Raw genomic sequence first — 21,684 nt, 5'->3', positions numbered from 1 at the left:
GATTCAGAGGACTGTTCCCATGAGCAACGTCGACCACGCCGAAATCGCCAAGTTCGAAGCCCTGGCCCACCGCTGGTGGGACCGCGAAAGCGAGTTCAAGCCGCTGCACGACATCAACCCGCTGCGGGTCAACTGGATCGACGAACGCGTCGGCCTGGCCGGCAAGAAGGTGCTGGACGTCGGCTGCGGCGGCGGCATCCTCAGCGAGGCGATGGCCCAGCGCGGTGCCACCGTGACCGGCATCGACATGGGCGAGGCACCGCTGGCGGTGGCCCAGTTGCACCAGCTGGAGTCGGGCGTTGCGGTGGAGTACCGGCAGATCACCGCCGAAGCCCTGGCCGAAGAGATGCCCGGCCAGTTCGACGTGGTCACCTGCCTGGAGATGCTCGAGCACGTCCCCGACCCTTCGTCGGTGATCCGCGCCTGCTATCGCATGGTCAAGCCGGGCGGCCAGGTGTTCTTCTCGACCATCAACCGCAACCCCAAGGCCTACCTGCTGGCGATCATCGGTGCCGAATACGTGCTGAAGATGCTGCCGCGCGGCACCCACGACTTCAAGAAGTTCATCCGCCCCTCAGAGCTGGGCGCTTGGAGCCGTGCCGCAGGCCTGGAGGTCAAGGACATCATTGGCCTAACCTACAACCCGCTGACCAAGCACTACAAGCTGTGCAACGACGTCGACGTCAACTACATGATCCAGACCCTGCGCGAGGAATGAGCATGCGCCTGCGAGCAGTACTCTTCGACATGGACGGCACCCTGCTGGACACGGCGCCGGACTTCATCGCAATCTGCCAGGCGATGCTCGCCGACCGCGGCCTGCCGGCCATCGACGACGCGCGCATCCGCGAGGTGATTTCCGGCGGCGCCCGCGCCATGGTCGCCGCGACCTTCGCCATGGACCCCGAGGCCGACGGCTTCGAAGCCCTGCGCCTGGAGTTCCTCGAGCGCTACCAGCGCGATTGCGCGGTGCACAGCAAGCTGTTCGACGGCATGCCGGAGCTGCTGGCCGACATCGAGAAAGGCAATCTGCTGTGGGGCGTGGTCACCAACAAGCCGGTGCGCTTCGCCGAGCCGATCATGCAACGCCTGGGCCTGGCCGAGCGCTCGGCGCTGCTGATCTGCCCGGATCATGTGAAAAACAGCAAGCCCGACCCCGAGCCACTGATCCTGGCTTGCAAGACGCTTGACCTGGACCCGGCCAGCGTTCTGTTCGTCGGCGACGACCTGCGCGACATCGAGTCCGGCCGCGACGCCGGCACCCGCACCGCAGCGGTGCGCTATGGCTATATTCATCCAGAGGACAACCCCAACAACTGGGGCGCCGACGTGGTGGTGGACCACCCGCTGGAACTGCGCAAGGTGATCGACAGCGCGCTGTGCGGCTGCTGATGGACCAATAGTAATCGGGCACCGTGGGAGCGGCGGTGCGCCGCTCCCACGAGCATATCGCCCACAACTACAGGGAACTGGAAATGTTCGACTACACCGCCCGCCCCGACCTGCTCAAGGACCGGATCATCCTGGTCACCGGTGCCGGTCGCGGTATCGGCGCCGCCGCCGCCAAGGCCTATGCCGCCCTGGGCGCCACCGTGCTGCTGCTGGGCAAGACCGAAGCCAACCTGAACGAGGTCTACGACCAGATCGAAGCCGCGGGCCACCCGCAACCGGTGGTGATCCCGTTCAACCTGGAAACCGCCCTGCCCCACCAGTACGACGAACTGGCGGTGATGATCGAGGACCAGTTCGGCCGCCTCGACGGCCTGCTCAACAACGCCTCGATCATTGGCCCGCGCACGCCGCTGGAGCAGCTGTCGGGCGACAACTTCATGCGCGTGATGCACATCAACGTCAACGCCACCTTCATGCTGACCAGCACCTTGCTGCCGCTGCTGAAACTGTCGGAGGATGCCTCGGTGGTGTTCACTTCCAGCAGCGTCGGGCGCAAGGGCCGCGCTTACTGGGGCGCCTACGGGGTGTCGAAATTCGCCACCGAGGGCCTGATGCAGACCCTGGCGGATGAACTGGAAGGCGTAGCGCCAGTGCGCTCCAACAGCATCAACCCGGGCGCCACGCGCACGGCGATGCGCGCCCAGGCCTATCCGAGCGAGAACCCGCAGAACAACCCGCTACCCGAGGAGATCATGCCGGTGTACCTGTACCTGATGGGGCCGGACAGCAAGGATGTGAACGGGCAGGCGCTGAACGCACAGTAAATCCGATAAGACTGATCGCGGGGCAAGTCGCATCGGCGCACCGCCGCCCCACGCCTTGCTGCGTGGGGCGGCGGTGCGCCGATGCGACTTGCCCCGCGATGCTTTCAGCCCGCCGCCAAGGCCGGGCGCAGACGCCCCTGCTGGCGCCCTTCGAGCTGCATGCAACGCTCCAGGAACAGGAACATGCAGTCGTAGCTCTTGCAGATCGCCCGACGCAACTCGGTGCGCAGCCCCAGGGTCGGGCTCTCGCCCGCCAAGGTACAGATGATTTCCAGCGCTTCCCACGGGTGCGCGTCATCATACTGCGCATGCATCTTCAGCCATTTCATGGCGCGCTTGCGGGTGTCTTCGGGGAAGCCCTGGGCGTAGGTATCCTCGGCGCAGACCACCGCCGACCATTCGCCGGTGGCACCTTCGATGGCGTAGTTGGTGGCCGCCATGGCGATGGCCAGCGACTCGGTGGCGCATACTCGCCAACACCAGTCGTTCAAGCCATTGAGCTCGGGCGGCACTTCCTGGGACTGCAGCTCATGCAGGTGGATGCCATGGGCCTGGCACCAGTGCACCCAGTAGTCGGCATGATTGAGCTCGACGCGGATGTTGCGCATCAGCCAGCGGCGCGCCATGTCCTCGCCGGGATGCCGGGCGTAACGGGTCTTGGTGAGGTTGTGGGCCATGTAGAGGGAGAACTGCTCGACCACCGGCCAGCCACCGATCAGGTACTGGCGGATGGTCGACTGCTTGAGCTGGCCATCGCGCAGGCGTTGGTAGAACTCATGCTCCACCACTCGGCGCTTGCTTTCGCGGCAATCCTCTATCAGTTGTTGGGCCCACTGCGGATAACTGGCCGGATCCATCAATGGTCCGATCCTTACGAACGCGTCGATCACTGTCAGCTCCTTGATTCCCTGTGATTTCCGGGCGTTGTTCAGCGAAAGGTCCCCGGCGCCCGGTGCAGAAGGGGCCTCGCGGCAATCCGTTGGCGCTGCAGGCTGTCGCAGGTGAACACCTGCGGGCGTTCGATGAGATATCCCTGGGCGTAATCCACGCCGATCTCCTGCAAAGCCTGCTCGATCAGTGGCGTCTCGACGAACTCGGCGATGGTCCGCTTACCCATGACGTGGCCGATGTGATTGATCACTTCAACCATCGCCCGGTTGATCGGGTCATCGAGCATGTCCTTGACGAAACTTCCGTCGATCTTCAGGAAGTCTACAGGCAAATGCTTCAAATAGGCGAATGACGACATTCCGGCGCAGAAGTCGTCCAGCGAGAATTTGCAGCCCAATCCTTTCAATTCATTGATGAAGCGGATTGCGCTGCCTAGATTGGCGATGGCGCTGGTTTCGGTAATTTCAAAACAGATCAGCCGGGGCGGAATGTCGAACTCGCCAAACAGGCGCTGCAGGTACTCGAGGAACTTGTCGTCGCCGATGCTCGAACCCGACAGGTTGATGGCGCACATGGCCAACGGCCCCTCCCGCCCCTCGTCCAGGCACTGGCGAATCACCTGGAACACACTGCGCACCACCCAGCGATCGAGCGCGGTCATCAGGCCGTAGCGCTCGGCTGCGGGAATGAAGCTGTCGGGCAAAATGGTACGTCCACTTTCATCGTGCAGGCGCAGGAGGATTTCGATATGCCCCGGTCCTTCATGGGGATGCAGCGGGGCGATTTCCTGGGCGTAGAGGCAGAAGCGATTCTCCTCCAGCGCCACGTGCAGGCGCTGGATCCAGGCCATTTCACCGAAACGCATGGACAGCTCGCTGTCGTCGGCGTGATAGACCTGGACGCGGTTGCGTCCTTTCTCCTTGGCCATGTAGCAGGCCATGTCCGCCGCGCGCAACGACGCCTCCAGGGTGCTGGGCACCTGGGCGATATGCACCAGGCCGATGCTGACCGTGGTGACGAAGGGCCTGCCCTTCCATACAAAGTGCAGGCTCTGCACGGCCTGGCGCAATTGCTCGGCAATGCGCTCGCCCTGTTCAGGGGGGCAGTTCTCGAGCAGCACGCCGAACTCGTCACCACCCAGGCGCGCCAGGGTGTCGCCCTCGCGCAGGCCCGACTGCAGCACCGCGCAGATATGCCGCAACAGCTCGTCGCCAGCGGCATGGCCACAGGTGTCGTTGACCAGCTTGAACTGGTCCAGGTCGAGGAACATCAGCGAATGCCGCCCGGCCTGGCGCGCCAGGCCATTGAGCGCTTGCTCCAGGCGGTACTCGAACTCGCGGCGGTTGGCCAGCCCGGTCAGCGCGTCATGGGTGGCCTGCCACGACAGGTTGGCGATGTACTGGCGCTCCTGGGTCATGTCGTGCAGTACCACCACGATGCCACTGACCTGCCCTTCGGTGAGAATGGGCGAGCCCACCAGGTTGACCGACACCGTGCTGCCATCCAGGCGCTGGATCAACCGGGCGTGCTCGGCGCCGCCCTTGAGGCTGCCGCTGAGCACCTGCTCGACCAGCGTCATGCTATCGCCTTCGGCATTCTCGTCGAGCAGGCTGAACAGCGCCGCCAGCGGCAGGCCTTGGGCCTGCACCGCCTGCCAGTGAGTCAGTTGCTCGGCGGCCGGGTTCATGTAGCTGATGCAACCGTCGACATCGGCGGTAATCACCGCGTCGCCGATCGACTCCAGGGTGATCTGCGCCCGCTCCTTTTCCTCTTGCAACGCACTGGCGAACGCCTGGCGCTGGGCCAGCAGCTTGCTCGAGCGCCGCCAGGCCATGGCGATGAGGAACAGCGCAGTGGCCAGGTTGGTGAGCATCAGCACCTTGAGCAGCATCCGCGAGCCTTCGCCCAGGGCATCACTGAACGCCTTGGCGGCGGGCGTCACGCCATCATTGATGGCAACGATGCGCGCCTTCCAGTTGGCTACCTGGTGGGCGTCGACCTTGTCGCCGGCAAACCCTTCGCGCATCTGCTGGGCCAGTACGTCGAGCTGGCGCAGGTAGTCGTCACCGATGTCCCAGTAATCGATGGCGGTTTCCATGTAGCTGATATGGCGAAAGTTGCGGTAGAACCAGATGATCCGGGCAACGTCTTCGGGATGGTTGCCGCCCTGCAGCACGCCTTGGCGCGCCGCCTCCAGGTCTGGCTCGGGCCGATCCAGGGCCAGGCGCAGGTTGTGATCCCCCTGGGGCACCAGGATGGCCCGACGATAGCGGGCATAGGTCAGCGGATCACGATCATCGGCATAGAGGTTGAGGTAGTAGATAGCGTCCTTCTGCGCCTTGGACCACAGGCTCTCGCCCGCCACATAGGCACGCACGGCGGACAATGCATAAAGACTCAGACTGCCCAGCAGTACCTGGAAAACCACAACGGCGACGAAGGGCCAGATGATACCCAGCAGCCTTGGCGCTTCGAGAGTCCGATTTCCCTTCATGTAATCCCTGTCATGACGGCAGATAAGGCACGAATCGACCTAGACAAGCACAGCGTAGGCCATTTGCCATGAAGGAGCGACACGCTGCAAGCCCCAAGCGGCAAGAAAAAGTACGCTGACTTCAACTTGCCGCTTGCAGCTCGAAGCTTGAGGCGGTTTTCAGGTTTGCTGCAGGTGGCCGTAGAGCTTGGCGTACAGGCCGCCTTCGGCAATCAGTTGCTGGTGGTCGCCATCTTCGGCGACATGGCCGCCATCGAACACCAGCACCCGGTCCGCCTGCTTCACCGCCGACAGGCGGTGGGCGATGATCAGCGTGGTGCGCCCGCTGAGGAAGCGCGCCAAGGCCAGGTGCAGGTTGTACTCGGTAGCCGCGTCCAACGCAGAGGTGGCCTCATCGAGGATGACCACCTTGGGTTCGGCCAGCACCATGCGGGCGATCGCCAGGCGCTGGCGCTGGCCACCAGACAGGCGCACGCCGGAACGCCCGACGATGCTGTCCAGGCCCTGGGGCAGCGCGGCGATGGTGGCGTCCAGCTGGGCGATGCGCAGCGCCTGCCAGCAGTCGTCGTCACTGCAGTCACGACCCATGGCCAGGTTGGCACGCACGCTGTCGTTGAACAGCGAGGGGTGCTGGAGCACCACCGCGACATTTTCGCGCAGGGTCTCCAGGCCGATCTCCTGCAGGCTGGCGCCCCCGAAGCGGATGGTCCCGGCCTGGGCGCTGTACAGCCCAAGCAGCAACTGCACCAAGGTACTCTTGCCACCGCCGCTGGCACCGACGATGGCGACCTTCTCGCCCGGGGCGATGGTCAGGTTGAGCTGGTCGAGCACCGGCTCGTCGGCATAGGCGAAGCGCAGGTCGCGCACCTCGATACCAACCGTCTCGCGCCCGGCGAACGGGTCGCCGGCCGCCGGGTACTGCGGCTCGTCGGCCCGCGCCAGCAGCTCGTTCAAGCGACTCAGCGCACCGCCGGCGGCGTAGTAGGCATATTGCAGGTTCAGCAACTGCTCCACCGGCCCGATCATGAACCACAGGTAGCTGAACACCGCCAGCATCTGGCCGATCGACAGGTCGGAGAACAGCACCGTGAGCATGGCAGCGGCACGGAAGATGTCGATGCCGAACTGGAACAACAGACCACTGGCGCGACCGCTGGCGTCGCTCTTCCACTGCGAGGCAACCGCGTAGTCGCGCACCTCGCGGGCGCGCAGCCCCAGGCGGCCGAGGAAGTAGCCCTGGCGGTTGCTGGCGCGGATTTCCTGGATCGCGTCGAGGGTCTCGGTCAATGCCTGGGTGAAACGTGCGGTGCTGTCGTTTTCGAGCTTCTTCAGGTGCTTGACGCGCTTGCCCAACTGCACGGTGAAATAGATCACCAGCGGGTTGAACAGCAGGATCAGCAGCGCCAGCTGCCAGTGCATCCAGATCAGGATGGCCGCGGTGCCGGTCAGCGTAAGCACGGCCACCAGGAAGCGACTCAGGGTTTCGCCGACGAACTTGTCGAGGGTGTCCAGGTCGGTGACCAGGTGGGTGGTCACCGTGCCGCTGCCCAGGCTTTCGTACTCCTTGAGCGAAATGCGCTTGAGCCGCTCGATCAGGCGGATGCGCAGGCGGTAGACGATGTCCTTGGCCAGGCCGGCGAACAGCTTGGCCTGGACCACGTTGAACACCAGCGCCGCCAGGCGCAGGCCGAGGGTGGCGCACAGCATCAGCCCGATGTAACCGGCGGCCACCTGCCAGCCCGCGGGCAGGAAATTGTTCATCCACTTCAGCGCCGCGTCGCCATGCCCCAGCAACACTTCATCCACCAGCAAAGGCAGCAGCAAGGGAATCGGCACGCTGCACAGGGCGGCAAGCACGGCCACCAGGTTGGCAGTCCACAGGGCTTGCTTGTGGTGCAGGGCCAGACGGCGGATTTCCGCCCAGCTCAGGCGATCGGGCACAGCGGGGGACTTCCCTGGCACAGGGTCTGGCGACCCTGGCAGGTCAAGCACAGGCGGCCTGCTGCAGCCAACGGCCGAGCAAAGGTTGCAGGCTTTCCAGCGGCTGGTAGCCATTGGTCAGCAGGGCCAGTTGGCCATTGCGCTCGGCCAGCAGCGTGGGGAAGCCAGCGATGCCCAGGTCCTGCACCCAGGCGAAATCGGCACTGGTGGCGACTCGGGTGTCAGGGAGGGTGAAGCGCTGGGAGAACTGTTCGCGGTCGAAGCCGGCCTGCTCGGCCAGCTCCACCAGTTGCGGGGCGCGGGTGACATCCACGCCCTGTTGGTAGAACGATGCCTGGATCAGTTGCAGCAGGCGCCAGGCCCGCTTGTCGTCCAGCTCGCGTGCCGTCACCAGGGCGCGGCACGCCGGCTCCGTGTCGTAGACGAAACCGTCGGGCATCGCGTCGTCGAAACGGAACGGCTGCCCGGTGGCGTCATGCACCGCCTGCCAATGCTCGAGGATGTACTTGCGGGTCGAGGCGTCCAGGGCGCTGCCGCCGGTGCGCAGGCCGCCCGGCACCAGGCGGGTCTCGACACCCGCCTCAAGGGCCTGGGCGATCAGCGCCTCGGCCACCGGGGCAAAGCCCCAGCACCAGGAGCACATCGGGTCCATCACATAGAGCAGGCGTGCGGACATGCATCAGGCCTCGGCTTTGTAGTTGAAACCGATCGGGTGCGGCTGGTTGCGCGCCTTGGCCAGCTCGATCTGCTTTTGGCGGTCGATGGCGCTGCGCCGGGTCTTCTCGCTCAGGCTGTCCCAGCAGTGCGGGCAACTCACGCCTGGCGAATAGTGCTCCGACTCCCGGTCCTTCACGTCAATCGGGTGGCGGCAGGCATGGCACTGGTCGTACTCGCCCTCGGTCAGGTCGTGACGCACCGTGACCCGATTGTCGAAGACGAAGCAGTCGCCGTCCCAGAGGCTTTCTTCCTGGGGTACTTCCTCGAAGTATTTCAGGATGCCGCCCTTAAGATGATAGACCGCTTCGTAGCCCTCACCGAGCATGTAGCTGGAGGCCTTCTCGCAGCGGATGCCGCCGGTGCAGAACATGGCGACCTTCTTGTGCTTGCTCGGGTCGAAGTGGGCCTTGATGTAGTCGGGGAACTCGCGGAAGGTCTCGGTCTTCGGGTCGATGGCACCCTTGAAGGTGCCGATGGCCACTTCATAATCATTGCGGGTGTCGATCAGCAGCACTTCCGGGTCGCTGATCAGGGCGTTCCAGTCTTTCGGATCGACGTAGGTGCCGACCGCCTTGTTCGGGTCCACGCCCGGCACGCCGAGGGTGACGATCTCTTTCTTGAGCTTGACCTTGGTGCGATAGAACGGCTGCTCGTCGCAGTACGACTCTTTATGGTCGACGTCCACCAGGCGTGGGTCGTTGCGCAGCCAGGCCAGCAGCGCGTCGATGCCTTCGCGGGTGGCCGAGACAGTGCCGTTGATACCTTCGTTGGCCAGCAGCAGGGTGCCTTTTACGCCGTTGTCGAGCATGGCCTTGAGCAGCGGTTCGCGCAGTTCGACGTAGTCTTCCAGGGTGACGAACTTGTACAGCGCCGCCACGACGATCGGTTGGGTCATTGCGTTGAATCTCCAGGTGGTTGCCCTCGTAAGGGGCGGACCGGAATGACAAATGCAATCATGGCGACGCCATCGCGGGGCAAGCCCGCTCCCACGCAGCGTTCAGTGGCTGGCGTGTGAGCGGGCTTGCCCCGCGATGGCGTCGACAGGATGTCTGTGAGGCGTGCAGTCTACCAGAATCCCGGAAAGGATTCAGTGCTTGCCGCCGCCGGCACACACCGGCGAGGCCGGTGCCACACCGACCGCCGCCCATTCCTCGGGCGTGTAGGTGTGAATCGCCAGGGCGTGGATCTGGCCCATCAGATCACCCATGGTGGCGTAGACCTTCTGGTGGCGCTTGACGCTGTTCAGCCCGGCGAACTGCTCGCTGACCATCACTGCCTTGTAGTGCGTTTCCTGGCCACGGCTGTGCATGTGGCTTTCGTTGTGCACTTCGAGGTGTTGCGTGCCCAGCGGCGCCAGTTGCTGTTCGATGCGTTGCTGCATGCTCATCGCGTCACGCTCACTTCTTCGCCGGGGCCTTGCCGGCGCTTGGGTCGAGTTCCTTGGTCATGTCTTCGAGCAGCTTGTTGACCACTGGCACGGCCGGTTCCAGGCTCTGCTGGGTCAGCTGGGCGGACTGCTGGGTGACCTTGGGCATTTCCCGCAGGACCTTCTTGCCCAGCGGCGATTGGTAGAACTTGACCAGATCGTTCAGCTCGGCCTCGGTGAAGGTCGCGGTGTACAGGTCGACCATCTTCGGCTTGAGTTTTTTCCAGCCGATGGCGTTGTCCAGGGCGGCGTTGGCCTTGGCCTGGTAGCTGTCGAGCACGGTTTTCTTGGAGGCCGGCGCCTTGGTCTGCTCGAAGCGCTGGGCGAACATCTGCTGGACCTGCATGTACACCGGGGTGCCCAGCTTGTCGGCATTGGCCAGGGTCAGGAATTTCTCGGCGGCAGCGTTGTGGGCTGGAGTGGCGGCGAGTACCTGGCCGCTGGCGCAAACCAGGGCAACGGCGGCACAGAGGACACGGAGACGGGTCATTGCATTTCCTTCAAGAAAGGGAGGCGAGTACCTCAGAGTAGAGCATTCTGCGCTGTGATGGCGAAGTGCTCAAGTGGCACGACGAGCGATGGAACCGCTCTGTCGAATCAGGGCCTAAACTGCGATTTCGAACCACAAAGGAGTGAGCGCAGCATGAGCCGTATCGAGACAGACAGCCTGGGCCCGGTCGAAGTTCCAGAGGGCGCCTACTGGGGTGCGCAAACCCAGCGTTCGCTGATCAACTTCGCCATTGGCAAGGAGCGCATGCCGCTCGCGGTGCTGCACGCCCTGGCGCTGGTCAAGAAAGCCGCTGCCCGGGTCAACGACCGCAACGGCGACCTGCCCGCCGACATCGCCCGCCTGATCGAACAGGCCGCCGACGAAGTGCTCCAAGGCGAGCACGACGACCAGTTTCCGCTGGTGGTGTGGCAGACCGGCAGCGGCACCCAGAGCAACATGAACGTCAACGAGGTGATCGCTGGCCGCGCCAACGAGCTGGCCGGCAAGGGGCGCGGCGGCAAGGTGCCGGTGCACCCCAACGATCACGTCAACCGCTCGCAGAGCTCCAATGACTGCTTCCCCACCGCCATGCACATCGCCGCGGCCCAGGCGGTGCATGAGAAACTGCTGCCGGCGATCGCCGAACTGTCGGCCGGCCTGGCCGAGCTGTCGGCGCGCCACTCGCACCTGGTGAAAAGCGGGCGCACGCACATGATGGACGCCACGCCGATCACCTTCGGCCAGGAAGTCTCGGCCTTCGTCGCCCAACTCGACTACGCCCAGCGCGCCATCCGCGCGACCTTGCCGGCGGTTTGCGAGCTGGCCCAGGGCGGTACCGCCGTGGGCACCGGGCTCAATGCCCCGCACGGTTTCGCCGAAGCCATCGCCGCGGAGCTGGCCGCTTTGTCCGGCCTGCCGTTCGTCACCGCGCCGAACAAGTTCGCCGCCCTTGCCGGCCACGAGCCGCTGACCAGCCTGGCCGGCGCGCTGAAGACCCTGGCCGTGGCCCTGATGAAGATCGCCAACGACCTGCGGCTGCTGGGTTCCGGCCCGCGCGCGGGGATTGCCGAGGTACGCCTGCCAGCCAACGAGCCAGGGAGTTCGATCATGCCCGGCAAGGTCAACCCGACGCAGTGCGAGGCCTTGTCGATGCTGGCCTGCCAGGTGCTGGGCAACGATACGGCGATCGGCTTTGCCGCAAGCCAGGGCCACCTGCAACTGAACGTGTTCAAACCGGTAATCATCCACAACCTGCTGCAGTCGATCGAACTGCTGGCCGATGGTTGCAGCAACTTCCAGCAGCACTGCGTGGCCGGCATCGAGCCGGATGCCGAGCAGATGGCGGCGCACCTGGAGCGTGGATTGATGCTGGTGACAGCGCTGAACCCGCACATTGGCTACGACAAGGCGGCGGAAATCGCCAAGAAAGCCTATGCCGAGGGCAAGACCCTGCGCGAGGCGGCGCTGGAGCTCAAGTACCTGACCAACGAGCAGTTCGACCAGTGGGTGCGACCAGAGAACATGCTGGCGCCCGGCGGCAAGGGTTGATCCAGCGGCCTCATTGCGGTGCGCCGTGATGAGGCCGTCAATCAACCAGCGCGCGACGCGCTTTCCAGCCAGCCACCAGCGATGGCCCCAGCGCCACCAGCGCCGAACCCACTACCACGGTCACCGCCCCGACATACCCCAGGCCATTGATCTGCTCGGCATGCACGTAGTCCGGCCATAGCCAGGCCGCCAACGCTACCGCAACGAACGTCACCAGCGGCGTCAGCGCCAGGGTCGCGCTCACCCGCGAGGCCTCCCAATGCGCCAGTGCCTCGGCGAACGCGCCATAGGCCACCAGCGTGTTCAGGCAGCAGGCCAGCAACAACCAGCCCTGCAACGGGCTGAGCTGCAACGCCTCCAGCGGATGCACCCAAGGCGTCAGCAGCAGCGCGCAGCAGATGTAGATCACCATCATCACCTGCTGCGAGCTCCACACCGTCAACAGTTGCTTCTGGCTCAGGGCATAGAACACCCAGATGCTGGTGGCCAGGATGATGGTCAGCACACCCGTGGTGTAGGTGCCGAGTGACGTGAGCAGTTCTTCCAGGCGCTGGTTGAAGAACAACGCGAAGCCCAACAGCAGCACCAACAGCCCCAGGCCTTGCCCCACGCTGAAACGCTCTTTGAAGACGAAGACGCTGGCCACCAGCAACAGCACCGGCCCCAGTTGCACCACCAGTTGCGCGGTACCGGGACTGAGCAGGTTGAGCCCGACCAGGTACAACACGTAGTTGCCGACCAGACCCGTCACCGCGACGGCCACCAGCCCCTTGCCCTTGACGCCGAGTCGGCTGAACGACGGCAGTCGCCGATTGGCCGCCAGCCACGCGAACAGCAGGCCCCGGATACGCTCAGGCGATACCAGGTTACGGTCACCGGGTCCATCACCTGCAGCACCTGCTTGAGCTTGATCGGCAGAATGCCCCAGAGAAACGCGGTCAGCAGCGCCAGCAGCAGGCCCTGGACCCAGCGTCCGGAAGAAATGTGCATGGTGTCCTCGAATCAGGCCTTGGCGGGGGAAGCTGCAGTCTAAAGGCTTGCCGGGAAGGATGTGGTGGGAAAAGATTTCATCAGGTCATTCCCTGGATGCATGCTCAATGCGCGGGCGGGCTTTCGTGGGAGCGGCGGTGCGCCGATGCGACTTGCCCCGCGATAGGGCCAAGCCAACCCCCATACACGATCCGCCTACTTCTTGTCCTTGGCAAACGCTGCCTCCAGCGCCTCATTGATCGTGCGCAGCACCTTTACCCGCGCCCAGCGCTTGTCGTTGGCCTCCACCAAGGTCCACGGCGCGATCTCGGTGCTGGTGCGGTCGACCATGTCGCCCACCGCTTCGGAATAGACATCCCACTTGTCGCGGTTGCGCCAGTCTTCCTCGGTGATCTTGTAGCGCTTGAACGGGATCTGCTCGCGCTCCTCGAACCGCTCCAGCTGGGTCTGCTGGTCGATGGCCAGCCAGAACTTGACCACCACCACGCCAGCACTGCTCAATTGCTCCTCGAAATCGTTGATCTCGCTGTAGGCGCGCATCCAGTCCGCCGGGCTGCAGAAGCCCTCGACCCGCTCCACCAGCACCCGGCCATACCAGGAGCGGTCGAAGACGGTGAATTTGCCACGCGCCGGTATGTGCCGCCAGAACCGCCAGAGGTACGGCTGGGCACGCTCTTCCTCGGTAGGCGCGGCAATTGGCACGATGCGGTACTGGCGCGGGTCCAGCGCCGCCGCCACGCGGCGAATGGCCCCGCCCTTGCCGGCAGCGTCGTTACCTTCGAAAACCGCCACCAGCGCATGCCGGCGCATGTGCTTGTTACGCAAAAGCCCCGCCAGGCGTGCCTGCTCGGTGACCAGCTGCTCTTCGTAATCGCGTTTGTCCAGGCGCTTGCTGAGGTCAAGCGCGCCCAGCAGGCTCTTCTGGTCAATGCTGCGCCCCAGCGGTGTCACATTGCCCTGGTGCTTGAGTGGCTTGTTGTCCAGCGCCGCCTGCAGGCTCTCCAACAGAATGCGCCCCACCGCGAGGCTGCGGTAATACGGATCGACGCCCTCGATCACGTGCCAAGGCGCGTAGTCGCGACTGGTACGACGCAGCACCCGCTCGCCGAAGCGCACGAAGCGGTCGTAGGTTTGCGACTGCTGCCAGTCCAGCGGGCTGATGCGCCAGTTGTGCAGCGGGTCTTCCTTGAGCGCCTTGAGCCGCGCCTTCATCTGTTTCTTGGACAAGTGGAACCAGAACTTGATGATCAGCGCGCCCTCGTCGCACAGCATCTGCTCCAGGCGCTCGGCGCCGGCGATGGCCTGGTCGAGCACCGCGTCCTTGAACTGGCCGTGCACCCGCCCTTCGAGCATCTGGCTGTACCAGTTGCCGAAGAACACGCCCATGCGCCCCTTCGGTGGCAGCGCCCGCCAGTAGCGCCAGGCCGGCGGGCGAGCCAGCTCTTCGTCGGTCTGCTGGTCGAAGGTGCGAACCTCGATCAGCCGCGGGTCCATCCACTCGTTGAGCAGCTTGACCGTCTCGCCCTTGCCGGCGCCCTCGATGCCGTTGATCAGCACGATCACCGGAAAGCGCGCCTGCTGCTTGAGTTCGTACTGGGCTTCGAGCAGGGCCTCGCGCAGGGCGGGCACTTCGGCTTCGTAGGTGTCCTTGTCGATGCTGTGACCGATTTCGGCGGATTCGAACATGGAGGGCTCCTTCAATGGATAAGCAAGATTAGCGGATCGAGCAGGATTTTTGCGCCCTCTGCGCTCAGCATCGCGACACCAGGCCGCTGCCACGAACGACGCAAGCGTCTGCAGATAGCTTAAGATCCACCCTTTGCTGCAACCGAGCCGACCATGTCCGACACCCTCCTCCCTACACAGGCCCAGATCGACTGGGATGACCAGGGCCGCCCCCACTCCCGGCAATACGACGATGTCTACTTCGCCATCAACGAAGGCATCAACGAGACCCTGCATGTGTTCATCGAGCAGAATCACCTGCGCCAGCGCTTCGCCGAGCTGGAGCCGCATGCCTGCCTGGTGATCGGTGAAACGGGTTTTGGCACCGGCATGAACTTCTTCTGTGCCTGGCAACTGTTCGCGGAGCTTGCGCCCGCCGAGGCGCGACTGCATTTCGTCAGCGTCGAGAAGTACCCGCTGGCCCGCGACGACCTGGCCCGCGCCATGCAACTGTGGCCGGAGCTGGCCGCCTTCACCCAGCCGTTGCTGGAACAGTACGTGGCGATCCACCCAGGCTTCCAGCAATTCAGCCTCGCCGGTGGCCGCGTCACCCTGACCCTGATGATCGGCGACGCGCTGGAACAGTTGCCTCAGCTCGATGCCCGCATCGACGCCTGGTTCCTCGATGGCTTCGCCCCGGCAAAGAACCCCGACATGTGGACGCCAGAACTGTTCGCCCAGCTGGCTCGGCTGTCGCACCCCGGCACCACCCTGGGTACCTTCACCACCACCGGCTGGGTGCGTCGCTCGCTGATCGAGGCCGGCTTTACCATGAAGAAAGTGCCGGGCATCGGCAAGAAGTGGGAAGTGATGCACGGGGTCTACAGCGGTGCGCCGGCCACTGGCGCACCACCCTGGTACGCACCCCCGACAGCCGCATCGGGGCCACGCGAAGCGCTGGTGATCGGCGCCGGCCTGGCCGGCAGCGCCACCGCCCAGAGCCTGGCAGCACGGGGCTGGCAGGTCTGCGTGCTGGAGCGCCACGACGGCCCGGCCCGGGAGGCCTCGGGCAATCCACAAGGCGTGCTGTACCTCAAGCTTTCCGCCCACGGCACCGCCCTTTCGCAGATGATCCTCGCCGGCTTCGGCTACACCCGCCGCTGGCTCGAGCACCTGCAGCATGGCCAGGACTGGGAGGCCTGCGGCGTATTACAACTGGCTTTCGATGACCAGGAGAACGCGCGCCAGGCCAAGCTGGCCGCGGCCTTTGACAACAGCCTGCTACAGCGCCTGGAGCGCGCCCAGGCCGAAGCCATCGCCGGGGTCGCGTTGCCCAGCGGCGGCCTGTACTACCCAGAAGGTGGCTGGGTGCACCCGCCTGCGCTGTGCCAGGCCCAGCTGGACCACCCGCGCATCCGCCTGCTTACCCACGCCGATGTGCTCGAGCTGCGCCGTACCGATGGGCTGTGGCAGGCCTGGGAGGGTGAACGCCTGTTGGCCAGCGCACCGCTGGTAGTGCTGGCTGGCGCCGCCGATATCCGCCGTTTCCCGGCGTGCGCCGGGCTGCCGCTCAAGCGCATTCGTGGGCAGATCACCCGCCTGCCCGTGACCGAAGGCAGCCGTGCGCTGCGCACCGTGGTCTGTGCCGACGGCTACGTGGCACCCCCGCGCGGGGACGAGCACACCCTTGGCGCCAGCTTCGACTTCAACAGCGAAGACCTGGCACCGACTGTGGCCGAGCATCAAGGTAACCTGGCACTGCTCGATGATATCTCGCCAGACCTCGCCACCCGCCTGTGCACCGCCGAGCTGGACCCGGCGCAGTTGCAGGGCCGGGCGGCGTTTCGCTGCACCAGCCCGGATTACCTGCCCATCGTCGGGCCGATGGCCGATGTCGAGGCGTTCAACGAGGCTTACGCCATGCTGGGCAAGGATGCGCGGCAGGTACCGGACGTGGCCTGCCCGTGGCTGGAGGGGTTGTACGTGAACAGTGGGCACGGCTCGCGCGGCCTGATCACAGCGCCGTTGTCTGGTGAGTTGATTGCGGCGTGGGTCACTGGTGAGCCGCTGCCGGTGCCCAGGGCGGTGGCCGAGGCGTGCCATCCCAACCGCTTCGCGCTGCGTCGGCTCATCCGCGGCAAGTAGCGCGCCCATTGAACGCAAAAGGCCGCCGCATCGATCGGATGCGGCGGCCTTTTGCCGGGTGCTCAGCGCCGACGCGGCTGGCGCTTGCGCTGTTCTTCGTCGGTCGGGATCGGCACCGGCTGCAACGGTGGCGGGAGCAGGCCCAGGGCGACAGCGAGGTCATGGAGCCAGTTGTACATGCGTTCGTTCATATTGCCCCCTTGACGGGTCAGCCTCTCGGTCAATCAATCTTGCGATGCGTCATACAGATCATAGTCCGATGTCTTGTATTGCGCATGCCTCTGCTTTTACAGATATGGGCGATTCTGACCCGGATCAAGCGCAGATGGCAGCTTCCGACGGTCGGTCAATCGTTTCGCTTTGTTGCAAATCAATCCAGGCCTGCAGATTGGCCCCGCGTTTGCCCTGACGCCACATCAACCAGGTCATCGCATGATCGAACGGTGCCTGCAAACGGTGGGCACGCACCTGGTCGCGCCCTGGCAGGCTGTCGAGCATCGACTGCGCCATCAAAGCCACCCCGGCCCCGGCGATCACGCAAGCCAGCATGCTCTGGTAGGACTCGATCTCCATCACCCGGCCCATGGGCGTGTGGGCATGGGCATACCAGGCTTCCAGACGCATGCGGTAGGAGCAGCCCTGGCGGAAGGTGAACACCGCCTTGCCGGCGACATCCCTGGCGCTGTGCACCACCGGGTGCTCGGGGCTGGTGATCAGTACCAGCGTTTCCTCGCACAGTGGCACGCCATCCAGCCCGGCCAGGTTGAGCGGGCCGTCGACCAACGCCGCGTCCAGCCGATGGCTGAGCACGCCTTCGAGCAGTTCGGCACTAGGCGCCGCCTGGACCTGCAGGTTCACTGCTGGATAGGCCTGGTGATAACGCGCCAGCAGCGCCGGCAAGTGGATGGCCGCCGTGCTGTACATGGTGCCCAGCACGAAATCTCCCGCTGGCTGGCCACCCTGCACCGCCGCGAGCGCCTCGTCACGCAGGTTGGACAGGCGTTGAGCATAATCCAGCAGTACCTTGCCAGCCGGCGATAACTGCAAACGCTGGCGCTCGCGCAGGAACAGTTCCACCCCCAGTTGCTCCTCGAGCTGACGCAGACGTGTCGACAGGTTCGAGGGCACCCGGTGCAAGCGTTCGGCGGCGCGGGTCAATGACCCCTCCTCGGCCACGGCCTGGAAGATGCGCAGTTGGCTGAACTCCATGAGATTCTCCAAAACAGAACAACTTCATCATCATTATTCAATTTTATTGAAAGTCAATGCACCCTACCCTGCCATCCATCGCATCCCCTTCGTGCAGGAGATTTTCCATGTCGCCCTTCGTGCAACTGCTGGCCAGTGCCGTGGCCCTGATGATGGCCATGGGTATCGGCCGCTTCGCCCTGACCCCGCAACTGCCCCGGCTGATCGCCGAGGGCCAGTTCGACCTGACCGCTGGCGGCCTGGTCGCCGCCGCCAACTACCTGGGCTACTTCCTCGGCGCGGTGGACGCCATGTTCGCCCGCCAGCCACGCCAGGTCCGCCTGCGCCTGCATGGCGGGCTATGGCTGTGCGTATTGCTGACCCTGGCGTCGTGGGCGGCCGACGGGTTCTGGAGCCATTTGCTGCTGCGCTTCGGCACCGGCGTGGCCAGCGCCTGGGTGCTGGTGATGATCGCCAGCCTCAGCCAGCAACTGGCCAGTGCCCATGGCCGCCAGCGCCTCGGCGCACTGGTGTTCGCCGGGCCCGGTGTCGGGATTGCGGTGACAGGCTTGCTGGCCTTGGCTGCGCACCTCCGGGGGCTGGATTCGGCGGCCCTGTGGCTGGTTTACGGGGTCGCCGCACTGGTCATGCTGCTTGCGGTGCTGCCGTGGCTGCCGCGAGCGCTCGAACCCGTCACCTTGCCCCTTGGCAGCGACCGCGGCCCCAACAATGGCATCGGCCGGCTGGGCCTGGTCTACGCACTATACGGGATCGGCTACATCCTGCCGGCCACCTTCCTGTCGCAGATGGCCAGCCAGCAGTTCCATGGGCAATGGCTGGCCGACCTGTTCTGGCCGGCGTTCGGCCTGGCCTCGGCGCTGGGTGTGATGATCGTCAGCCTGCGCCGCCCGGGCCGCACCTCGACCTGGCTGAGCATCACCCTGTGGCTGCAAGGGCTGGGGGTACTGGCCTGCCTGCTGGGGGGCGGCGTAGGCCTGGCATGGGGCGTGCTCCTGTGCGGCGGGCCGTTCCTGGCCTGCATGCAACTGGTGATGCAGCGCTCGCGGGAGCTGGCGCCCCATGCCACGCAGCGCAATGCCGGGATGTTGACCGCTTGTTTCGCCCTTGGGCAATTGAGTGGGCCGCTGCTGGCGGCGTTGAGCAACCACTACAGTGCCAGCCTGCAGCCTGCCTTGGTGCTGGCAGCGACAGGGCTGGCCATGGCTGGCGTGCTGGTCATCACGGGAAACCGCAGTTTGCAGGGCTGCCCATCAAGAACCCGAATGGCCTGACAGGGCTGCAAAAGGTCGAAACCATTTGCAGCCTTTGCCATTGTATTTTATAAACTACATTCACTCGATGAAAACCATCGAATCCAGCAGTTTCAGGCATTGGCTGATCGGGCTTCGGGATGCCACGGCAAGGGCCAGAATCGTCGCTCGTGTCAACCGACTCAAGGAAGGGCTAGCGGGTGACGTTTCACCGGTCGGCCATGGCATGAGTGAGCTGAGAGTCCATTACGGCCCAGGCTATCGGGTGTATTTTCACCAATACGGCGATACCTTGATCATCCTGCTTTGCAGCGGCGACAAAAGCAGCCAGCAACGGGACATCAAGGCAGCCCGGCAGATCCTGCAGTCGTGGAGGATGCAAAATGACTGAAACGTTCCATGAGTTCGACGCCGCCGCCTATCTGACTTCCCCGGAAACCATCGCGCAGTTCATGACCGATGCATTGGAGACAGGGGATGCAGCCTACGTAGCAAAAGCCGTGGGCGTGGTGGCTCGCGCCAGGGGCATGAGTGAACTGGCAAAGGAAACAGGCCTGTCTCGCGAGCAGCTTTACCGCTCGTTCAGTGAACACGGCAACCCAACGCTCAAATCGTTCCTGACTGTAATGAAAGCGTTGGGAATAGACATGGCTGCCAGACCCCACTTATCCCAGCAAGGTGTAGGCTAGGCGAAATGCCTTGCCGGTCCTGTGGCATCTAATACCTCAAGGACCGGCACTTGCTTGCGCCCTGTCATCCCACCAGTTTTCGCAACTGCTGCCGCACCCACGCCTCGGCGCTGACCATGATCACCCCGAGCAGCACCATCACCGCGCCGATCACGAAGTTCAGGCTCAGCGGCTCGTCCAGCAGCAGCACACCAAAGGTCACCCCGAACAGCGGCGTGATGAAGGAAAACACCGCCAGGTTCGAGGCCAGGTACTTGCGCAGCAACCAGAACCAGGTCAAGTAGCTCACGAACGACACCACGATCCCTTGGAACAGCACACTGCCCACCGCCAGCGGGGTCAGCGAGAAGTCAGCGATCTGTCCACTCACCAAGGCGATCAGCACCAGCCCGACAAACCCCACGGCCAGCTGGTAGAACAGGGTCAGGGTCGCTGGCGCCTCGGACAACCGCGAGCCGCGCACCACCACCGTGGTCGCGCCCCACGCCAGGCCCGCGAGGATCGCCAGCGCGTCACCAAGCAGCATGCGCCCATCGAGGTGCTCCAGGGAAACACTACCCGCGAAGGCCAGGGCAATCCCTGCAAACGCCAGCAGGATCCCCAGCCACTGCAACAGCCGCAACCGCTCGCTGGGCATCATGAAATGCAGCCCCAGGGCGGTGAAGATCGGCGCGGTGTAGAGGAACACCGACATATGCGCCGCCGAAGTCAGTTTCAGCCCCTCGGCGATGAACAGGAACTCCAGGCCGAACAACGCGCCGGCCAACAGCCCGGCGCGCCAGGTGCTGCCGACCTGGTTCCAGCCCCCGCGGAAGCAGACCAGCAGCCCCACCAGCAACGCGGCGATACCATTGCGAAACGCCGCCTGCATGACCGGTGCGATATCCACCGCGGCGGATTTGATCAGCACCTGCTGGCAGCCCCAGATCAGGCACAGCCCCAGCATGACCTGGAAAGCAAAAGCGTCGGGGTTCTTGCGGACCGCGGTCATGGGCGGCCCCTCTGCGGGTTGAACGACATGGCAAGGCTCGGCGGTGAGAATGGATCCCGATTATCGGGGGACCGGCCTTGCCGATGCCAGTCTAAATTGACCCGCCGGCTATCTGCGCCTTGGCCGAGACACGCTCGAAGGTGGCTTCGTCCAGGGCATCGGCCTGTTCATCGAGCACCTGGCGCGGATGTTCGAAGCCCGGAATGCTGCTGTCGATCAGGCTGAGCAGGCGCGAGCCGCGCGGGCTGAGGACGAAATTCTCGCCATTGCCGCCTTCCGCTTCAGGCCGGCTCTCGATAAAACCGCGTTCGAAGAGGATCTTTTCGTACTTGCAGGCCTGGGCCTTGAGCTGGTTCAGATCACCCGGCGCCTCGCCATCGGCGGCCAGCGCGGTGGCATGCTGCTCGGCATAGGGGCGCGGTGTAAAACTGTGACCGGCGCCGTTCTGCACTTCGTGCAGCAAGCGTTCGATCAGGTCCCAGTCGTATGTGCTCATGGGGTAAGCCTCCTGCTGTGGACAAGTAGGTACACAGCGTGGGACTGACAGCGGTTGCCAGGTGTTCCATCAAAACCACGAACCCGCTCATTGCTCTGCGCAGCGCGCCCTGCAGGTTACAAGTCGTTCAGCATTTCACGGATGTACTCGGAAAAACTGTCCGCAACCTGATGAGCCTCACGGCTCACCGGGTCGATATCGACGACCACCCAACCGTTGTTCGTGTCAAACCCTGAACAGTATCCCTGCAGGTCATCCCCGAACAGCAGTATGCCTTCCAGGGCGTTTTCCCCCTCCTCATCGTAGACCTGGTCAGGCGTAAGCAGGCCTTCGTACAACATATAGGCCGCCTCACCCACTTCCCCCCATCCAAGCTCCCTGATGAATGCCAGGTAATCAGCCGGCACCTGCGAATGGGCGCCAGCCAGCGCAGAGAGCACCTGCGCTTCGGCGGTCGCCAGTTTGGAAAGGGGGCCGGACACCTTGTCCGGCTGTAGATCGTCATACATTCCCATTCACCCTACCC

General features: G+C 64.4%; 21 protein-coding genes and 1 pseudogene. 8 read left to right on the top strand and 14 right to left on the bottom strand.

Annotation, left to right across the window (positions count from 1 at the left end; genetic code table 11):
• The first annotated feature begins 19 nt into the window (after positions 1-19).
• The 3 genes from ubiG (at position 20) to DFS21_RS03480 (ending at position 2,216) form a co-directional block, all read left to right on the top strand.
• A complete protein-coding gene (gene ubiG, locus DFS21_RS03490; RefSeq protein ID WP_023630595.1) occupies positions 20-718 on the top strand; it encodes a bifunctional 2-polyprenyl-6-hydroxyphenol methylase/3-demethylubiquinol 3-O-methyltransferase UbiG in 699 nt (232 codons plus the stop codon).
• 2 nt (positions 719-720) lie between these two features.
• Positions 721-1,392 carry an N-acetylmuramic acid 6-phosphate phosphatase MupP gene (gene mupP / locus DFS21_RS03485; RefSeq protein ID WP_102684341.1) on the top strand — a complete coding sequence of 224 codons (672 nt, stop codon included), beginning with the start codon at positions 721-723 and terminating at the stop codon, positions 1,390-1,392.
• A gap of 83 nt (positions 1,393-1,475) precedes the next feature.
• Positions 1,476-2,216, top strand: a complete 741-nt coding sequence (locus DFS21_RS03480) for a YciK family oxidoreductase (RefSeq protein WP_111531820.1) — start codon at positions 1,476-1,478, stop codon at positions 2,214-2,216.
• A 104-nt stretch (positions 2,217-2,320) separates the two neighbouring features.
• On the opposite strand, the gene DFS21_RS03475 is transcribed toward DFS21_RS03480, so the two are convergent.
• From DFS21_RS03475 to DFS21_RS03445, 7 genes are all read right to left on the bottom strand, one after another.
• Entirely contained in the window at positions 2,321-3,106 is a 786-nt protein-coding gene (locus tag DFS21_RS03475; RefSeq protein ID WP_046856627.1) for a TenA family transcriptional regulator, read from the bottom strand.
• Positions 3,107-3,144: 38 nt separating this feature from the next.
• A complete protein-coding gene (locus DFS21_RS03470) occupies positions 3,145-5,601 on the bottom strand; it encodes an EAL domain-containing protein (protein WP_102684343.1) in 2,457 nt (818 codons plus the stop codon).
• 159 nt (positions 5,602-5,760) lie between these two features.
• Positions 5,761-7,593: an ABC transporter ATP-binding protein gene (locus tag DFS21_RS03465; protein WP_111531819.1), complete on the bottom strand. Its 1,833-nt coding sequence runs from the start codon at positions 7,591-7,593 to the stop codon at positions 5,761-5,763.
• On the bottom strand, positions 7,586-8,218 hold the full coding sequence (locus DFS21_RS03460; protein ID WP_110698033.1) for a DsbA family protein: 633 nt from the start codon (positions 8,216-8,218) through the stop codon (positions 7,586-7,588). Before DFS21_RS03460 ends, DFS21_RS03465 begins: the two co-directional genes overlap by 8 nt.
• A 3-nt stretch (positions 8,219-8,221) precedes the next feature.
• Entirely contained in the window at positions 8,222-9,154 is a 933-nt protein-coding gene (locus DFS21_RS03455) for a rhodanese-related sulfurtransferase (RefSeq protein WP_023631440.1), read from the bottom strand.
• A 192-nt stretch (positions 9,155-9,346) separates the two neighbouring features.
• Positions 9,347-9,646: a BolA family transcriptional regulator gene (locus tag DFS21_RS03450; RefSeq protein WP_110698031.1), complete on the bottom strand. Its 300-nt coding sequence runs from the start codon at positions 9,644-9,646 to the stop codon at positions 9,347-9,349.
• A gap of 10 nt (positions 9,647-9,656) precedes the next feature.
• Positions 9,657-10,175, bottom strand: coding sequence for a DUF2059 domain-containing protein (locus tag DFS21_RS03445; protein WP_110698029.1), 519 nt, complete (start codon positions 10,173-10,175; stop codon positions 9,657-9,659).
• A gap of 153 nt (positions 10,176-10,328) precedes the next feature.
• Here DFS21_RS03445 and DFS21_RS03440 point away from each other — a divergent pair, with 153 nt between their 5' ends.
• Positions 10,329-11,723, top strand: a complete 1,395-nt coding sequence (locus tag DFS21_RS03440) for a class II fumarate hydratase (protein WP_111531818.1) — start codon at positions 10,329-10,331, stop codon at positions 11,721-11,723.
• A gap of 37 nt (positions 11,724-11,760) precedes the next feature.
• Here DFS21_RS03440 and DFS21_RS03435 read toward each other — a convergent pair.
• Positions 11,761-12,713 (bottom strand): annotated as a pseudogene (locus DFS21_RS03435) (DMT family transporter).
• A gap of 195 nt (positions 12,714-12,908) precedes the next feature.
• Positions 12,909-14,399 (bottom strand): polyphosphate:AMP phosphotransferase, encoded by a 1,491-nt coding sequence (pap, locus tag DFS21_RS03430; protein ID WP_110698026.1) that lies wholly within the window; start codon positions 14,397-14,399, stop codon positions 12,909-12,911.
• Between the two features lie 153 nt (positions 14,400-14,552).
• Here pap and mnmC point away from each other — a divergent pair, with 153 nt between their 5' ends.
• A complete protein-coding gene (mnmC, locus tag DFS21_RS03425) occupies positions 14,553-16,523 on the top strand; it encodes a bifunctional tRNA (5-methylaminomethyl-2-thiouridine)(34)-methyltransferase MnmD/FAD-dependent 5-carboxymethylaminomethyl-2-thiouridine(34) oxidoreductase MnmC (RefSeq protein WP_111531817.1) in 1,971 nt (656 codons plus the stop codon).
• A 62-nt stretch (positions 16,524-16,585) separates the two neighbouring features.
• Here the strand turns inward: mnmC and DFS21_RS26865 are convergent, their stop codons facing one another.
• Both DFS21_RS26865 and DFS21_RS03420 read right to left on the bottom strand, forming a co-directional pair.
• Entirely contained in the window at positions 16,586-16,714 is a 129-nt protein-coding gene (locus DFS21_RS26865; RefSeq protein WP_256206021.1) for a PA1414 family protein, read from the bottom strand.
• A 124-nt stretch (positions 16,715-16,838) separates the two neighbouring features.
• Entirely contained in the window at positions 16,839-17,732 is an 894-nt protein-coding gene (locus DFS21_RS03420) for a LysR family transcriptional regulator (protein ID WP_110698023.1), read from the bottom strand.
• 107 nt (positions 17,733-17,839) lie between these two features.
• On the opposite strand from DFS21_RS03420, the gene DFS21_RS03415 reads away from it, so the two are divergent.
• The 3 genes from DFS21_RS03415 (at position 17,840) to DFS21_RS03405 (ending at position 19,671) form a co-directional block, all read left to right on the top strand.
• On the top strand, positions 17,840-19,003 hold the full coding sequence (locus DFS21_RS03415) for an MFS transporter (protein WP_111531816.1): 1,164 nt from the start codon (positions 17,840-17,842) through the stop codon (positions 19,001-19,003).
• A 67-nt stretch (positions 19,004-19,070) separates the two neighbouring features.
• The gene (locus DFS21_RS03410) at positions 19,071-19,373 is read left to right on the top strand and encodes a type II toxin-antitoxin system RelE/ParE family toxin (protein WP_111531884.1); all 303 of its coding nucleotides are present in this window, start codon (positions 19,071-19,073) and stop codon (positions 19,371-19,373) included.
• A complete protein-coding gene (locus DFS21_RS03405; protein WP_110698019.1) occupies positions 19,366-19,671 on the top strand; it encodes an addiction module antidote protein in 306 nt (101 codons plus the stop codon). The genes DFS21_RS03410 and DFS21_RS03405 overlap by 8 nt, the downstream gene beginning before the upstream one ends.
• 64 nt (positions 19,672-19,735) lie before the next feature.
• Here DFS21_RS03405 and DFS21_RS03400 read toward each other — a convergent pair whose 3' ends face one another.
• From DFS21_RS03400 to DFS21_RS03390, 3 genes are all read right to left on the bottom strand, one after another.
• Entirely contained in the window at positions 19,736-20,662 is a 927-nt protein-coding gene (locus tag DFS21_RS03400; protein ID WP_111531815.1) for a DMT family transporter, read from the bottom strand.
• 91 nt (positions 20,663-20,753) lie between these two features.
• Positions 20,754-21,158: a transcriptional regulator gene (locus DFS21_RS03395; protein ID WP_111531814.1), complete on the bottom strand. Its 405-nt coding sequence runs from the start codon at positions 21,156-21,158 to the stop codon at positions 20,754-20,756.
• A gap of 116 nt (positions 21,159-21,274) precedes the next feature.
• On the bottom strand, positions 21,275-21,667 hold the full coding sequence (locus tag DFS21_RS03390; RefSeq protein ID WP_146603127.1) for an SMI1/KNR4 family protein: 393 nt from the start codon (positions 21,665-21,667) through the stop codon (positions 21,275-21,277).
• Positions 21,668-21,684: the final 17 nt, after the last annotated feature.

The sequence above is a fragment of the Pseudomonas sp. 2848 genome (assembly GCF_003253945.1).
In the GTDB taxonomy this organism is placed as follows: domain Bacteria; phylum Pseudomonadota; class Gammaproteobacteria; order Pseudomonadales; family Pseudomonadaceae; genus Aquipseudomonas.
Note: the sequence above shows the minus strand (reverse complement) of the source record. Positions and strands in the feature narration are given on the sequence as shown.

Bases quoted from the DNA above. Each gene is read 5' to 3' on its own strand.
- DFS21_RS03450 (WP_110698031.1), bottom strand. From the start codon at position 9,646: ATGAGCATGCAGCAACGCATCGAACAGCAACTGGCGCCGCTGGGCACG.
- DFS21_RS26865 (WP_256206021.1), bottom strand. From the start codon at position 16,714: ATGAACGAACGCATGTACAACTGGCTCCATGACCTCGCTGTCGCCCTG.
- DFS21_RS03395 (WP_111531814.1), bottom strand. From the start codon at position 21,158: ATGAGCACATACGACTGGGACCTGATCGAACGCTTGCTGCACGAAGTG.
- DFS21_RS03415 (WP_111531816.1), top strand. From the start codon at position 17,840: ATGTCGCCCTTCGTGCAACTGCTGGCCAGTGCCGTGGCCCTGATGATG.
- ubiG (WP_023630595.1), top strand. From the start codon at position 20: ATGAGCAACGTCGACCACGCCGAAATCGCCAAGTTCGAAGCCCTGGCC.
- DFS21_RS03390 (WP_146603127.1), bottom strand. From the start codon at position 21,667: ATGTATGACGATCTACAGCCGGACAAGGTGTCCGGCCCCCTTTCCAAA.
- DFS21_RS03470 (WP_102684343.1), bottom strand. From the start codon at position 5,601: ATGAAGGGAAATCGGACTCTCGAAGCGCCAAGGCTGCTGGGTATCATC.
- pap (WP_110698026.1), bottom strand. From the start codon at position 14,399: ATGTTCGAATCCGCCGAAATCGGTCACAGCATCGACAAGGACACCTAC.
- mnmC (WP_111531817.1), top strand. From the start codon at position 14,553: ATGTCCGACACCCTCCTCCCTACACAGGCCCAGATCGACTGGGATGAC.
- mupP (WP_102684341.1), top strand. From the start codon at position 721: ATGCGCCTGCGAGCAGTACTCTTCGACATGGACGGCACCCTGCTGGAC.
- DFS21_RS03420 (WP_110698023.1), bottom strand. From the start codon at position 17,732: ATGGAGTTCAGCCAACTGCGCATCTTCCAGGCCGTGGCCGAGGAGGGG.
- DFS21_RS03445 (WP_110698029.1), bottom strand. From the start codon at position 10,175: ATGACCCGTCTCCGTGTCCTCTGTGCCGCCGTTGCCCTGGTTTGCGCC.
- DFS21_RS03480 (WP_111531820.1), top strand. From the start codon at position 1,476: ATGTTCGACTACACCGCCCGCCCCGACCTGCTCAAGGACCGGATCATC.
- DFS21_RS03400 (WP_111531815.1), bottom strand. From the start codon at position 20,662: ATGACCGCGGTCCGCAAGAACCCCGACGCTTTTGCTTTCCAGGTCATG.
- DFS21_RS03410 (WP_111531884.1), top strand. From the start codon at position 19,071: ATGAAAACCATCGAATCCAGCAGTTTCAGGCATTGGCTGATCGGGCTT.
- DFS21_RS03460 (WP_110698033.1), bottom strand. From the start codon at position 8,218: ATGTCCGCACGCCTGCTCTATGTGATGGACCCGATGTGCTCCTGGTGC.
- DFS21_RS03405 (WP_110698019.1), top strand. From the start codon at position 19,366: ATGACTGAAACGTTCCATGAGTTCGACGCCGCCGCCTATCTGACTTCC.
- DFS21_RS03455 (WP_023631440.1), bottom strand. From the start codon at position 9,154: ATGACCCAACCGATCGTCGTGGCGGCGCTGTACAAGTTCGTCACCCTG.
- DFS21_RS03440 (WP_111531818.1), top strand. From the start codon at position 10,329: ATGAGCCGTATCGAGACAGACAGCCTGGGCCCGGTCGAAGTTCCAGAG.